The organism is Pusillimonas minor (assembly GCF_014237865.1).
In the GTDB taxonomy this organism is placed as follows: Bacteria; Pseudomonadota; Gammaproteobacteria; order Burkholderiales; family Burkholderiaceae_B; genus Neopusillimonas; species Neopusillimonas minor.
In genome coordinates, this window is record NZ_JACJUU010000001.1 from 239676 (window position 1) to 254251 (window position 14576).

Sequence of the window (14576 nt, forward strand, 5' to 3'; positions counted from 1 at the left end):
AAAGCGCAGGACGTGAATGGACTGGACTTCAGAACTCATCAGTAGCGGGCTGTGGATCGCCAAGACCTACGCCATTACCCTGGTTTGCTTCGCGCTCACGGTATGGCTGCTGGCCAAGCGCACCGTCTGGGGACGACAGTTCTGGCAACTGTCGGGCGCGTACTTTTCGCCCAAACGCGGCTTGCGGCCAATATTGGCCGTTGCCTTCATCCTGTTTTTAACGTTGGCGGGTGTGCGCCTGCAGGTGCTGTTTTCCAATTGGTACAACACCATGTACAGCGCACTGCAAGACCTGAACGAAGCCGGGTTCTGGCTGGCCATGTGGCTGTTTGCCGCGCTGGCCACGGTGCACGTGCTGCGATCACTGCTTGACTTCTACGTACAACAAGCCTTTACCATCCATTGGCGAACCTGGCTGAACGAGCAAATGCTTGATCGTTGGCTGGGCGGCGAGTCGTATTACCGCACGCAACATCTTAAAAAAGGCATCGACAACCCCGACCAGCGCATCCAGTACGACGTTACGGTGTTTGTTGAGTCTTCGTTGACCTTGTCGATGGGTGTGGTCGATGCCTTGGTATCAACCGTCGCGTTCACACTGATTTTATGGGGGCTGTCGGGCCCGCTGGCCCTGTTCGGCACCGAAATCCCGCGGGGCATGGTGTTTTTAGTGTTCATTTACGTGTTGGTGGCCACTATTTTTGCCATACGCATTGGCCGCCCGCTGATTTTGCTTAACTTCTTGAACGAACGCTTCAACGCCGACTACCGTTATGCGTTGGTACGTCTGCGCGAGTACGCAGAAAGCATTGCGTTTTACGCCGGCGAGAAAGTCGAGACCGCCCTGCTCAAGCATCGTTTTGCGCAAGTCATCAGCAATGCCTGGGCCATTGTTTATCGCTCGCTCAAGTTTCTGGGGTTCAACTTTTCGGTTACCCAGGCCGCCGTTGTGTTTCCGTTTATTATTCAGGCCCAACGTTTTTTCTCGAAACAGATCAGCCTGGGCGACCTGATGCAAACCGCCCAGGCTTTTGGGCGCTTGCAAGACAACCTGTCGTTCTTCCGAAATGCTTACGACAACTTTGCGTCTTACCGCGCCACACTAGACCGTCTGACCGGCTTTACGCAGGCTATCGACGATGCCGCCAAACTGCCCAAGCCAGAAGTGCAGTCTGCGGGCCAGGCGTTGAAGCTGGACGGCCTGACCGTGCGGACACCTGCCGGCAAGCTGCTGATAGAAAACCTGACTACGCAAGTACACGCCGGGCAAGCGATGTTGATCCGCGGCCCGTCTGGTTCGGGCAAAACCACTTTGCTGCGCGCTATTGCAGGCTTGTGGCCCTACTGCGACGGCGCAATTACCCGACCCCAAGGCCAAATGCTGTTTCTGGCACAAAAGCCCTACCTGCCCCTGGGCAGCCTGCGCGACGCCTTGCATTACCCTAATGCGGTTAGCGGCGCGCTTCCTGAGAATGCTGGCAATGCGGATACCGCAACGCTGGAAGCCGCTGCCGTTGCCAGCGCAGGCAGCGCGCCCCAGAACCTTGACCGTCTGGTCGCCAACACCCAATTCGATCACGCGGATACACCAACCACAGAAGCCCCGAGCGCGCCCGATCGGTCGACCGGAGCAGCACTGCAGGCAACCCGTGACCAGCGCGCCCGTCAGGTGCTTGATGCTGTGCAGCTTGGCCACCTGGCCGACCGTCTTGACGAAGACGCCGACTGGAGCCGGATATTATCGCTGGGCGAGCAACAACGACTGGCTTTCGGCCGCTTGTTGCTGGCGCAACCTGCAGCGGCCTTTTTAGACGAGGCTACGTCGGCCATGGACGAAGGCCTTGAAGACGCCATGTACCGCCTGGTCGCCCAGCACCTTCCAGACACCTTACTGATCAGCGTCGGGCATCGCAGCACGTTGGTCAGACACCACCCTGTTCAACTTAACCTTAAAGGAGACGGCGGTTGGGACATCAGCACGCGCTGACCCGACTGCCCTTGCATTCTATGTCGTACCTGGCACTCAAACATCTGCACACCACAGCCGCCGCACTTAGCCTGCTGTTTTTCGTCATTCGCGCGTACTGGTCGGTTATTGAGTCGGCCGCATTACAAAAAAAGCTGGTGCGGATCGCCCCGCACATCATCGATACCGTACTTCTGGTTTGCGGCGTTGCCATGGCCGTGCAAATCGGCTTTTTTCAAGACTGGATCATCGCCAAACTGATTGCCCTGGTGCTGTACATTGTCGTGGGCACCATTGCCATCAAGCGTGGTAAAACGCCGGGCAGTCGGGCCGCCGCAGCCATTATTGCCGTGGTGATTTTTGCCTATATTGTGGGCGTGGCCATAAAACACAGCCCGTTGTCTTGGCTGGCGTAAGCGCAAACTGTTGTCGCGCCTAACGCACTTTGGGGCGCTTGCCCAATACCAGCACCCCGGTCAGTACAAATGCCGTGCCTACAAGCTGCAACGGCGTAATGGCTTCGCCCAGTATCCACGCGGCCAAAAACAAAACCGACACCGGCCCGATCAAACCCAGTTGGGCAGTCAGCGGCGCACCAATGCGCGCTACTGCCCACATGATCATGAAGGTGGGCACCACTGTATTTAAGGTGGCATGAATGAAAGACAACTGGTACACGGGCCAAGGCAATGCCAGCCCTTGCCATGAATACACCCAGAAAAACTGAACCAACGTAAACACGGTGGATACCAGCATGGCATAGGCCACCAGGCGCGTCGCCCCCACCCGGGCCATGATTTCGCCCGAACCGATCAGATAGACGGAATAACACAGTGCCGAGGCCAACACAAGGCCCGCACCCAAAACCACAGCATCGCCACTGAACGACAGGTCGTTAAGAAAAACACACACGACCCCGCCATAAGACAGCGCCAGCGCCAGCCACTGACGTGGCGCAATGGGACGCTTGAAGTAAAACGCGGTGATAAGCAGCACAAACGTGGGCGATAAAAACAGCACGACACGCTCGAGCCCGGCTGAAATGGTTTGCAGGCCCAAAAATGCCAGAAAACTAGACAGGTAATAGCCAATGAAGCCCAAAAACACAAGCTGCAGGCTGTCTTTGCGGGTTAAGCGTGGGATTAGCCCCCGCTTTGCCTTGCGGGCCTGAAACCACGCCACCACCATAAAAAACGGCGCGGCCAGCAGCATGCGCAAGCTGATGATGGTGATGGCGTCGACCCCGGGATACCGGTACGTGAGCTTGACCACAATACCCTTGGCCGAGAAGAAAACAGCCCCCAGCAGTGCAAAAGCAAACCCCGCCCAGAAAGTTGCCCGGGGTAAATTGAGCGAAGACACGTTTAACGAAGACCCTGCAAAAATATTAAGGCCAGGCCGCTACAACAGCACCAGGCACGACACCAGCAATACCAGCACATACAACACGGGGTACACCAGGCGCAACCACCGGTTGAGCCTTTGGGCATGCGCATTATTGCCATCGGTAAAGAATGCGGCCACGGCACACGACGCCAGCATCGCCAGGCTGAGCATAATGATTGTCGTGTTGAACATGACATCGGACAGCGTCAGATAATGCAGCACGGGCAGTTCGTTGTTAAGTGCAAACTTGAGCGCAATCGTGGTCAGAATAAGCGTAACGATGCCGGCAATACGCGGCGACGAAAACGCCGGCTGCACCAGGAAGTTCATCCAGAGCAACCCGCACGAGGCCAAGCCAACGATTAGCAACGGCAACAATATTTTGTGAACACCATCGACGAAGTCGTGCTCGACCTGAATTTGGACATTAATTTGCGGCAGCTTGCGGTTCGGCTCGTCGGGCATCGTCACCGAGCCAGTCGCCCACTGCACTTTTAAAGGGTCCCAGTTGCCATGCAAAACGGCATCGACCCGGACCAGGTCTTCGCGCGGGCTGAGTTCGCCCAGCTCAAATGCAAGCTGGGTGTCATCCATAATGACACTGGAAATCGTCAGATCGAGGTTTAAACGACCGAAGGGAAAATACTCGAGCTCCCCTGCAAAGCGCGGCGAGGTGGTGAACTTCTGGCGCAACGACACCAACCCGTCGGGGTATACCGACAACGAATGGATGGTATTGGCACTCAGGCCCTTTTCTCCACTGATATCCAACGTAGGGTGCCAGATCGTTTCGAGGTAACGTTCGGCACGCGTGCCCATCCAGACCTTGGGCGTGGCATCGGGCTGGTCTGACGATGCAAAGGCCAGACGGGGGTCATGCCACTTAAGCACCAGTTGCGCCGTCATACTGTACGTGCCCGTTGTTAACTTGATGTCGTTGATGTCGTCAAGGTAAAGATAAGCGCGAACAACGGTTGGTTGGTCGGCGCGGGGCGGGGCGATGTCGGCCAGCACCCGGCCCGACACCCCAAACAACACCACAACCAGCAGCAGCGCACACAAACGACACCATAATTTCAGATCAATGCGCATGCTTGCCATTCCCGTTGTGTTTTTCAAGCGCCCTTTCAAGGGCATCGACTATTGTGCGCAACACGGTAATGCGCGCATGCTGTTTGTCGTTGGCCGAAACGACATGCCACGGGCAAACCGCCGTACTGGTTTCGCGAAACATGTCGTTTGCCGCAGTCACGTAGTCGTCCCAGCGTTCCCGGTTACGCCAGTCTTCCGGGGTAATTTTGAAACTTTTGAATGCAGAGCGCTTGCGATCGTTAAAGCGTTCGAGCTGCTCTTCTTTGGTAATGGCCAACCAAAACTTGAGCAATACCGCCCCTTGCTCAACCAGCTGGCTCTCGAATTGATTGATTTCTTCGTATGCACGACGCCATTGCGGCTCAGTGGCAAAGCCCTCTACGCGCTCGACCAGCACACGCCCGTACCACGACCGGTCGAAGATAGCGATACGACCACGTTCGGGGATACGACGCCAGAAACGCCACAAATAAGGGCGTGCCAACTCTTCGTCGGTAGGCGCGGCAATAGGAATGGCGCGGTACTGCCGTGCATCGAGCGCATGGGTAATACGTCGAATGGCGCCCCCCTTGCCTGCAGCATCTTGCCCCTCGAAGGCCAAAATAAGCGGTATGTGCTTGAAGCGCGCGTCGCGCACCAACCGTGCCAGGCGCGCCTGAAGCTGAATCAGCAGCGGCTCGTATTCAGACTTTTTCATGCCGGTCGAATAATCGACCTGATCAAGCGAAACGACGCGCGATGCGCCGTTGCCGTTGGCAGGCGACAGGTCGGCCATAGACAACAACGCGTCGGTGTCGGGCTCGGGCAATGCCTGGTCGGGTACGCGTTCATGTCGGCGCAACGCCGCCAAAACCGCCTGTCCGGCGCAGATGTGTCGGGTGTTTTCGTCGGCTGACGGCACAACCACCCAGGGGGCATGCGAATCTTGCGTTAGCGTCATTGCCAGCGCCCCCACCTTTCTGGCGCGATCGAATTTTTTGCGCACTTCAAGATCGATAGGCGTGACTTGCCAGGCAGTATCCGGGTCGGACAACAAGGTATCGACCCGGTTTTGCTGGGCTTCTTTTGACATGTGAAACCACAGTTTGACGATCTGTACACCGTTGTGGGTCAGCATGGCTTCGAATTCGCGGATTTCACGCGCAATATCCAGCACACGGGTCTCGTCGATGCTCTTTTCGGCCAGGGCCTCGAAGAGGCGCTGGTACCACGAGCCAAACACGACACCCGTCGTACCTTTGGGCGGCAGGTGCTGCCAGTACCGCCAAAGATAAGGCATCTGCGCTACGTGGGCCGCCGGCTCGCCATAGGCAAGTGTTGTCACATGGCGCGGATCCATCCATTCGTTAAGCATGTTGATACAGCCGCCCTTACCCACGCCGTCGATGCCGGTAATAACCACCAAAACCGACTGTGTCGCTTTTTTCAGGTGTGCGTACTGAGCTTTTAGCAACTTGATGCGCAAGTCGGCAATGATGGCTTTAGCCTTGTCTTTTTCCAGGCAAGGGTCGGCTTGGGCCTCGTCAAGAACAAGATCGAAGTGATGAGACGCTTTGAGTATTTTTGACATGCTGGATGTAGGGTTTAGCCACGCAACAAGGCGCCGGTGTTGCATTGTATTTCAGGTTATTGTTCATGGGCACCCAGTAGCTTTATACGCAAACACAGCCCGGTGTCCCTAACATGCCGTTGGTGTTTTAACTATGCCGGTGTAAACTCGCCAATTTGTAAGCGCCTGTTACGGCCATGCATTTACCCACACTTCTCATCCTGAACATTGCCCTGAGCGTCGTGGTGGGGTTGACACTGGCGTATACCGCCAATCGGCGGTTCAAAGAACTATATTTATGGGCTGGGGCAATTGGTATCCAGGCGTTAGGCTACGCCTTGGGCATGCTACACGGTCAGATCGACGATATATGGTCGATTGTGTTGGGCAATTGCGCCTTCGCAATCAGCCTGGCCCTGATGGCCGAGGGCATCTACCACTTCCAGAAAAACCGGCCCTTGCGTTGGCTGATCTGGCCCCCGGTGCTGTTCACCCTCGTTGTTTTCAGTATTTTTATCAACGATATGCGGGCCCGGTTGCTATACGGCGGCCTGCTTCTTGCAGTGCAAATCGCTTTGGTGATCTGGTTACTGGCCCGACGACACCGACAAACCGCCGGACGAGGCCAGTACGTCATGATCCTGGGGTTTCTGACAGCGTTGGCCGGCCTTGCGCTAAGAGTTTCGCTCGCCATTAACAACACCGGGCCTTCAACTTTTCTGGACCCGAACCACTACTTCAACCTGATTTTTCTGGGCAATATGCTGAGCCTGCTGCTGGTCACGGTCGGCGCCATCATGATGGTTCAAGAACGCATTCAGCACGCCTTGATGGCCAGCGAGAACCGTTACCGACAACTGATTGAGTCTGCTCAGGAAGGTATTTTTATTTTGATCGACGAGCGCTGCATTTTTGCCAACGCGCGCGCAACAGCGCTGCTGGGTATCCCAGAAAAGCAACTATTGGACAGCATGCTGGCAGACCTGGTTGACCACGCTGACCAGCCCTTGATGATGATGTATCGCCAGGCCAGGGCACTGGGTGCAACCCACGGCCAGACCTACGATGTACGACTGCACACCGCTCACGCCGGCGTTCGCTGGTTCAGCATCAGCAGTGTCGGCCTGCAATGGCAAGGTGAAGACGCTACCCTTGTTTTCTTGAGCGACATCCACGAACGCAAGCTAATGGAAGAACAGGTGCGTCAGTTAGCCTACCAGGACGAACTTACGCGCTTGCCGAATCGTCGTCAGTTTATTGACCGGCTTAAGCAAGTGCTTGACCTGCACCGACATGTTGGCGGCCACCTGGCGCTGATGTTTATTGACCTGAACAAGTTCAAGGCCTTGAATGACGAATACGGACATCATGCCGGTGACCAGGTCTTGATAGAAGTTGCACAACGTCTGCGTGAAGTTGTACGCACCAGCGACCTGGTAGCGCGATTGGGCGGCGACGAATTCGTCTTGCTGCTGCAGGGCTTAAACGAAGAAGCATCAGCCGCACGCGAACAAGCCAGCCAAATCGCAAATACGCTTTACAAAACGCTGGCTGAACCTTACGAACGCATTTTTAGCAACGAAACCCATCTTTCTATCACCTGCACCCTGTCGGCCAGTATTGGCATACATCTGTTCAAACGTACCCACAAGTCTGCCGAAATACTGTTAAAAGCCGCGGATGCCGCGATGTACCGCGCCAAAAAGACACCTGACAACGGCGTGCAGTTTTTTGATGCTAACGACGCCGTTTAATGGCCGGCGTCGCTTAACAGTTCCCTTTCTTGGCCTGGCCCGGCGGGCAAAAACCGCCATGACCGTAATTGGGATCAACAATAACCGACCCGCCCGGCGTGTGGACAGCGCATGCAGACAACACTGTCGCTAGCGCGCAAATCAGAAAAACCCGTTTCAACTTCAGCTCCGTTTATTTGTAACACCGGCATTTTGCCCGAAGACTGATCAAGAGAAACTACCGAACGTAACGACAAGTGTGTTGACGCAACCCGCAGCGGCCAGAGGCATTAGCCTGACCGGCACCAAAGGGGCGGAAAGCGGCTTACCGCTGAACTCAGTCAGCTCTCAAACAGTGACAGTAGACGAAATGCTGCACTGAGCCCCAGGGAGTTTTGTGTTCTTCACTCATGTGTTCAACCAACTCGAACCTAGGTCCAAACTCTTGGTGCAATTCGCCCGGCGAATACCTTACCACCGGTAACCCACTGCATTGCTCTGGACCATCAGGAGCAAATGTCGCAACAATCACATGCCCACCAGGCCTGACCGATTTCATGACTTGCTGAATATAAGCAGTGCGATCGACGGGGTCTGTTAAGAAGTGGAAAACCGCGCGATCATGCCAAACATCATATTTTTGCTCCGGCAAAACAACGCTCCGGACATCACCTGCAATCCATGTCACGCTGCTCGCCGCTGCCCCAAGCCGGTCTCGAGCAACACTCAGGGCACAGGCTGACAAATCTAAAACCGTCACGTTCTTGAAACCGCTATTCAACAGATCATCAACCAGGGTGGAAGCACCTCCTCCAACGTCAATTAGATTGGCATCGATTGACTCCCCAGTCGAACGGATGATGTTCAACGATTGAGTGGCATGCTCTTGAAACCAGCTCACGGCATCGGACTGTTTAGTCTTGTAGACATTTTCCCAATGATCTTGTGGGTTTTGCATAAAATGACTCTTCTGGCGGACGATAGCTTTAGCTGATTGTATCGTTTGCGCGCCTGCCCCAGGAGGCTCAAAATGCTTACCGCAAGCCAAGCACGCAGCGCCACCAAGCGCACAACCGATGTCTCGCTGGCCGAAGACATTCTGACCCAGGCCAAGGCCCTGAACGATAAAGGCAAACGAAAAGAGCTACCAGCCAGAAGGCTCATCTGCCTCGCGCGGCACCCCGGCCCGCGGTCTTTCGATCGTGCCCCGACTTCGCGCTCTTAATACCACCACCAGTCCCCTGTCCGGGCCAACGCGCCTGTTTCAGAGCAGGCTTCGCGGCTGCTGGCTTCGCTTTCTCGGGTGCTTTGTCTTTCGTATCCATTTCAATACCTCATGGTCATGCAGCGACAGCACATTTGCTATCGCCAACCCACCAGCATAGGCCATATCCACGAATAAAGCCCGTCTTAGTTTTGGCTACCAGAATTTCTTCGTGGCTGATCAATGAACGAAGCCCTGTTCGAACTTACACCGCCAAGAAGCACATCGATGGGTTTCGGCAATTGGGTGATTGGCTGGGCAGTGCACACTCTCAACACGCCAACGGTCAAAAAAAATAGCTTGCCGTCGTGCCCGACTAACATGGCCGCCCGCCCTTCGGGCCAACTGTTGCCTAAATGGAAACAGTTGGTTTGATAAGGAGATACCTGCGTGCATGACCAGGCTTGCACAATAAGCCTTTGGCCAGCGCAGAAAAGCAAAACGCCAACCCCGAAGGATTGGCGTTTTGCTTGAATTTTTGGCTCCCCGAACTGGGTTCGAACCAGTGACCTGCGGATTAACAGTCAGGGGGACCATAAAAACAAACAAACACAAACCTTTTTTAATCAACAAGTTGCAGCGCCAGCCTGCAGTGACTTGTGAATAAATATACCCCAAATTAAGCCAAAATACCCATGTTTAGGGCACGTTTTGGGCACACTCAAGGGCACAACAATTCGTACCGTGCCCGCTCATGCTCCAAATGCCGAAACGGCCGATCCGGCGTCTGCTCCATTTCGTCTACCGACCACCACTCGAAAGGCGGCAGCGCCAGTTCGCAATAGTTACCTGTTGGCGGTGTTGCGCAGCCGCTCACGAGCCCGATCACGAAGATCGTCAGTAGGTATCTTGTCAAATTTTTGATCTGCTTCACGAGCCACCCCTCTGGCCTTTCGGCTTTCCTGTTCAATTTTTCGTTCGACCTGGTTAACGCCAGATCGCTTGCCAGCCACGAAAATGCCAATGATGCCGGCAATAAAGGCCACCAAAGTCGCCGCATAGGGCAATATTGATCCGATGATTTCAGTCACACGCCCTCCCAAAGGTTAGGCGCCAGACGGCCAGCTTCGAGCTTAGCGGCGACCTTTGCCGCCGCCTCATTCTTTTTGATAAGCCCGTCCTTATTAGCGTCAAGCCCGGCGTTTTGCCGGTAGGTCGTCGGCATAGTTGCCTTTGTCCACAAAACATAGTCTTCCGGCTTGCCGACGGCCTTGGGCCAGAGAACGGCCATGTAGACATCTGAGAGGGTTTTCATCTTGCCCCGGTAAGGGCGAAAGTAAGCGTGCACCCAGTCGAGCTGCTCGAGCACCGTCATCTTGGCCAGCGCCTCAACGCTTGTGCCGAGGCCGCGTGCGGTGGCCGGCATGAACTGAATCAGACCGGTCGCGCCAGATCCGGCAAAGTTTTTAATATCAGGCCGAAACGTCTCTGCGGATTCGAAGGCAATCACAGCCATAATGTGATCAGGTTCGGTCACCAGGTCATCTGCTATCGAAAAAACTTTATCCCGGCAGGCTGGTGACATTTTCCGGCCCCAGGCCAGCTGGCGCAGCTGGGGCTCTTCGATGGGCTCGATGTCTGGCCAAGAAAAAGCCGATTTAAGCCAATTGATCAGCTTAAGCATCGCCAGCCCCCTGATCAATAAACCGGCCAATGATGCCGGAAAAGCCCACCACAATCGCCGTAACCAAGACCCACTTCTCCGGGATGGCTACCTTCATATCGTCAGGCATGGCTACCCAGGTGCTCAATATGGCCGTATTCAGGCTAGCCGCCTGGACTGACCGCCATGTCCAACCCTTCTTGGCGTCCGGCACCAATTTAGGTTTTTTGAATTTCACCTTGTGATCTCCATTTTCAATGCCGTCCATACGGCGTAGCAGACCCACCCCATGCCGGCAACGCCGCCGACCTTGGCAGCGTGGGCAAGGGCCTCTTTAACCATTCGATTGCGCGTTTCGCGCCACTCGATCACAGACTCGTGATACCGACGATGTGATTCGGGGTCGCCCCCAGGGAAGCCAGCGGACAGGGCCTTTATCTCTGCATTCATCTGTCGCTGGGTTTCGCAGATTGCCTCGATCGAACGGCGCGTCTCTTCGAGGCGCTGATTGTCAGTCGTAGACCTTGAGCGCTCTAAACGCTCTATTGCTGCAATGATTTTTTCTGTATCCGGCACTGACACGTCGCCGCCCCCGTTGTATTTGGCTGGATTGATTATCGGGGGCAGTGCTTTATGTGCTGGATTTTTGTTCGATTTGCCGTTAAAAGACTCTCAGAGGAGAATGAAATGAAAAAGACAGCTTTTGTACTTTGCGCCCTAGTTGCGCTATCAGGTTGCGCTCAGTACAGTAACCAAGCAAATGGCTATGATGTGATGGCATCAGTCGCAAGCAATAACTTTGAAATTGAGTCAAACAGGCTGGAAAAGCTCCAAGCGTCCGGCCAAATATCGCAGCTTGAGCTATCCAAGGGGCTGCTTGCCGCACAGCAAAGGTACATACCAAATGAGACGGCATATGGCCTCTATTTGGTGCAGCGGCAAAACATCGCTCAAAAACTCTCAGATGGGGCAATCACTGATGACCAGTTTTCGGCGTTAAACATGGCCCTGCATAACGACTATGCCAGCCAAGTAAAAAGCCAAGCCAACCGAGCAGCTGCACAGCAAAGCGCAGAAAATTACTACAAGGCGGTTATCGGAGCGCAAGCCATTCAAAATTTGAACCTTGGGCGCAAAAGCAGTTTTCAACCATTAACCCCGGCATTAAATTGCACCAGCACGCCTTTCGCTGGCAGCGTAACCACGACCTGTTACTGATATGAAAGATGGCACTCTTTGGGGCATGAATCCCATCTTTCTTGGCTGGCTTGGTGCTGCTTTAATCTTGGCTTGGTGGAATAGTCGAGGCTCCAAATAGCGAACCATAGACCGACGCCGGCACGGCGAGCTGCGATAGCGGCACCCGCTGCGCCGGATTGACCAGCGACGGGGCTACCCTTTGCGCCGCCCCCTGCCGAGCCCCCTGAATTACCCCTTGGATCGTAGGACCAATTCCCAACAAGGGAACCTTAGAGCTCACGGCATCCAAGAAATCAAGCCCACGACCAAGCACAAGCGCACCAGAATTCGAATTATTAACGGCGCTTCCCGCTGGCTGAGTTGTCATGTAGCTCCCCACTCTCCCTATGGCGCGTAACTGCTCGATCTCTTGCTGATCGAAAAAAACCGACAGTTTATTGCCGCCCAGCGCCTTCAACGCCTTGTTGTAATTCGACGCGCTAAATTTCCCAACCTCATCTGAAGCGCCACTTAAGGCCTTTTCTTTTAACCACGTCGCGATGTACGAACGAATCGACTGCAGCGCCTCCGGCGAGTCGGCTACTGCGCGCTTGATCGTTGCCATATCTTTTGTGCTTACACCCGAACCAACCAGGAATTTATTCACAAACTGATCAGGCGTGGCTTTCCCCTCGTACACAGCTTTTATCGCTGGAGACGACTCAACCCATTGCATCATGCTGCGGTTCGCCGCCCTGGCCTTGTTAAATGCATCGATAGCATCTTGGCCAATGGTAGTGTCGTCGACGACGGCCGGGAGATTGCCGGGGTTTACGGCCCTGGCGCCCTGGGCCGCAGTCTGCTGGCCAAGCGGGAGCGGCGGGGCATCATCCAGAGCGGAGCGCACCAGCCCAAGGGCATATCGAGCATTGCCGTCAGTAGCCCCACGCTGCAAGTTGCCAATAACCGTTTTGAGCTGTTCGGCGTAATCAACAGTAAAAGGAACCTCGCCAGCACTGATCTTATTGAGGTGCTCTCGGATCTGAGGAGGCAAAAACCCGCCAGCAAGATTATCGTCGAGCGCCTTGATGGCATTGTCGGCAAAAGACCGGCCATCGAGCGGAAAGCTTCGACCTTGTGAGTCGCGAGCGGCTGAATATAGCGCGTCTATTTGTGACTTCCGAGAATCCAGTCCGCCCTGGATCTGATCAATTGCGCGCTGACCTACTGCATAGGCATCGTCTGCCGTATCAGCCCCTTGCTGATTCAATGCTCGAATCAAGGCAGAGTTGTTCTCGTTCTCGATCCTGGCCAGCCCCTGCAGGCCCGTATCGCTCGAGTTTGCGGCGCTCTTGGCCAAGTTCTTTTCCCGTGTTAACTGAACCGGGTCTAGCGTAAGCGTCCCGCGCGTCGGTTGTGCGCCATCCACGCGAGAAAAGTCAATCAGTCGACGAATTGCGTCGGCATTCAGGTCGTCGCCTGTGCGCAACGCCTTCGCCACTTCACTTCGAACCTGCTGACGAACGCGCTCGGGCACTGCGCCCCAGTCAACCCCGGAGCGCTCCATTGTCAATTGGATGCGTTGCTCGACCTGGCCCGGGCTTGCCGATCCGACCACCGGCAAGCGTCGACCAATTGCAGCGACGCCGCGCTGTGCGGCATTGGCGGCAACCGGCGCAGCAATGCCGCCGGCAAGGCTGGCCACTGCTTGGGCTACTGGCCCGCCGCCAGCCTCTCGAACGGAGCCACCAGCGCCGCCGGCGCCAGCTGCCGAAATAATTTGTTGGCCAGGATTCATGCCTAAAGCGCTAAGCGCCGACTGGGTAACGCCTGTCGCGCCCTGCGCAAGTTTATTTGCTGCGCCCGACACGCCGCCGGCGCCAGCCATCAGCCGCGTGATATCGCCAACAACCCGCTCATTCGCACCTTGCGGCGAGGGCAATCCTAATGTATCGGCAACTGATGACATTACCTGGCCTGTTGCCGATGCCTGGGGCAGCCCAAGCGCGTCAAGCGCCGGATTAACCGCCATGCGGATGGGCTCGGTCAGTACCTGCGCGGCCTGGCCAACCCCCTCGAGGCCGTAGCGGGCGGTAAGGCCAACTTGTCGCGGAATTTCGCGAAGCATGCCGCCGACATTCTCGACAAATGACTTTTCATCGCCCTTGCTTTCATCGTCCAAGAATCGAACCTTGGACATATCCAGATCGGGAAGCTTGGGCTGTGCAGCCGGCGCAGCTGTTGCAGCAGAGTTATCGGCAAAATTGACCTTAGACATATCCAGCTGCTGCGAATCGTCCAGAAACTTCACCTTGGACATATCCAGCTGCGGCAAAGTCCCCGCCTGAGCTGCCGGGAAAATGGCTGAGGCAATCGTATCCATAACGCCGGGTGCGCCGCGTACCGTCTTTGTAACGTTCACCATCTTGCGTACGTAAGCAGGGTCTTCGGCATAGCCGCCAGCCTGTAAAGCCTGAGCGAACTTCAGAGGGTCTTTCCCCGAGCCGATTGCGCCGGGGTACTTGCGCTCAATCAGCCCAGCGTAATGATCGGCAAAGGCGTCCGGCGTCTCAAACGCTCGATAGTTGTCGTTCGAACCAGTCATATTGTCGACCGCAGCCACCCCACCCCCGGTAAAGTCTTTAATGTTGCCCAGGTTGTTGGTACCGGGAACTACAGACTTGCCCCACCCAGTCTCTAAGCCCCATTGACCTAAAAGAATGGCGGGATCGACATTGAGGCGCTGGCCAACGCGCTGCGCGATGCCGCCGTACTGTTTAGCAAAAGTTGCTGGATCAGCCATT

14 protein-coding genes are annotated in these 14576 nt (G+C 55.5%); 5 read left to right on the forward strand and 9 right to left on the reverse strand.

Going from position 1 to position 14576, the window contains the following annotated elements; translation table 11 throughout:
- Positions 1-16: 16 nt before the first annotated feature.
- Together GTU67_RS01265 and GTU67_RS01270 are read left to right on the forward strand one after the other, a co-directional pair.
- On the forward strand, positions 17-1987 hold the full coding sequence (locus tag GTU67_RS01265; RefSeq protein ID WP_185778381.1) for an ABC transporter ATP-binding protein/permease: 1971 nt from the start codon (positions 17-19) through the stop codon (positions 1985-1987).
- Complete coding sequence (locus GTU67_RS01270; RefSeq protein ID WP_346726950.1) at positions 1966-2382, forward strand: SirB2 family protein; 417 nt, start codon at positions 1966-1968, stop codon at positions 2380-2382. Before GTU67_RS01265 ends, GTU67_RS01270 begins: the two co-directional genes overlap by 22 nt.
- 19 nt (positions 2383-2401) lie before the next feature.
- On the opposite strand, the gene GTU67_RS01275 is transcribed toward GTU67_RS01270, so the two are convergent.
- The 3 genes from GTU67_RS01275 to pap are packed head-to-tail and all read right to left on the reverse strand — an operon-like array spanning position 2402 to position 6014.
- Positions 2402-3328: an EamA family transporter gene (locus tag GTU67_RS01275; RefSeq protein ID WP_185778382.1), complete on the reverse strand. Its 927-nt coding sequence runs from the start codon at positions 3326-3328 to the stop codon at positions 2402-2404.
- A gap of 39 nt (positions 3329-3367) precedes the next feature.
- Positions 3368-4444, reverse strand: a complete 1077-nt coding sequence (locus GTU67_RS01280; RefSeq protein ID WP_185778383.1) for a ligand-gated ion channel — start codon at positions 4442-4444, stop codon at positions 3368-3370.
- A complete protein-coding gene (gene pap, locus GTU67_RS01285) occupies positions 4434-6014 on the reverse strand; it encodes a polyphosphate:AMP phosphotransferase (RefSeq protein ID WP_185778384.1) in 1581 nt (526 codons plus the stop codon). Before pap ends, GTU67_RS01280 begins: the two co-directional genes overlap by 11 nt.
- A gap of 176 nt (positions 6015-6190) precedes the next feature.
- Between pap and GTU67_RS01290 the strand changes: the two genes are divergently transcribed.
- Positions 6191-7747 (forward strand): diguanylate cyclase domain-containing protein, encoded by a 1557-nt coding sequence (locus GTU67_RS01290; protein ID WP_185778385.1) that lies wholly within the window; start codon positions 6191-6193, stop codon positions 7745-7747.
- 316 nt (positions 7748-8063) lie between these two features.
- Here GTU67_RS01290 and GTU67_RS01295 read toward each other — a convergent pair whose 3' ends face one another.
- Entirely contained in the window at positions 8064-8684 is a 621-nt protein-coding gene (locus GTU67_RS01295; RefSeq protein ID WP_185778386.1) for a class I SAM-dependent methyltransferase, read from the reverse strand.
- Positions 8685-8756: 72 nt separating this feature from the next.
- Here GTU67_RS01295 and GTU67_RS01300 point away from each other — a divergent pair, with 72 nt between their 5' ends.
- Positions 8757-8951 (forward strand): hypothetical protein, encoded by a 195-nt coding sequence (locus GTU67_RS01300; protein ID WP_185778387.1) that lies wholly within the window; start codon positions 8757-8759, stop codon positions 8949-8951.
- A gap of 824 nt (positions 8952-9775) precedes the next feature.
- Here the strand turns inward: GTU67_RS01300 and GTU67_RS01305 are convergent.
- From GTU67_RS01305 to GTU67_RS15190, 4 genes are read right to left on the reverse strand one after another with little or no spacing between them, the layout of a single operon-like run.
- Positions 9776-10021 (reverse strand): hypothetical protein, encoded by a 246-nt coding sequence (locus GTU67_RS01305; RefSeq protein WP_185778388.1) that lies wholly within the window; start codon positions 10019-10021, stop codon positions 9776-9778.
- Positions 10018-10614, reverse strand: a complete 597-nt coding sequence (locus tag GTU67_RS01310) for a transglycosylase SLT domain-containing protein (protein WP_185778389.1) — start codon at positions 10612-10614, stop codon at positions 10018-10020. Before GTU67_RS01310 ends, GTU67_RS01305 begins: the two co-directional genes overlap by 4 nt.
- Positions 10607-10831, reverse strand: coding sequence for a DUF7940 domain-containing protein (locus tag GTU67_RS01315; protein WP_185778390.1), 225 nt, complete (start codon positions 10829-10831; stop codon positions 10607-10609). The genes GTU67_RS01310 and GTU67_RS01315 overlap by 8 nt, the downstream gene beginning before the upstream one ends.
- Positions 10828-11043 carry a hypothetical protein gene (locus tag GTU67_RS15190; RefSeq protein WP_221893220.1) on the reverse strand — a complete coding sequence of 72 codons (216 nt, stop codon included), beginning with the start codon at positions 11041-11043 and terminating at the stop codon, positions 10828-10830. The genes GTU67_RS01315 and GTU67_RS15190 overlap by 4 nt, the downstream gene beginning before the upstream one ends.
- Before the next feature lie 237 nt (positions 11044-11280).
- Between GTU67_RS15190 and GTU67_RS01325 the strand changes: the two genes are divergently transcribed.
- Positions 11281-11811 carry a hypothetical protein gene (locus tag GTU67_RS01325; protein WP_185778392.1) on the forward strand — a complete coding sequence of 177 codons (531 nt, stop codon included), beginning with the start codon at positions 11281-11283 and terminating at the stop codon, positions 11809-11811.
- A 61-nt stretch (positions 11812-11872) separates the two neighbouring features.
- Here the strand turns inward: GTU67_RS01325 and GTU67_RS01330 are convergent, their stop codons facing one another.
- Complete coding sequence (locus GTU67_RS01330) at positions 11873-14575, reverse strand: glycoside hydrolase family 73 protein (RefSeq protein ID WP_185778393.1); 2703 nt, start codon at positions 14573-14575, stop codon at positions 11873-11875.
- Position 14576: the final 1 nt, after the last annotated feature.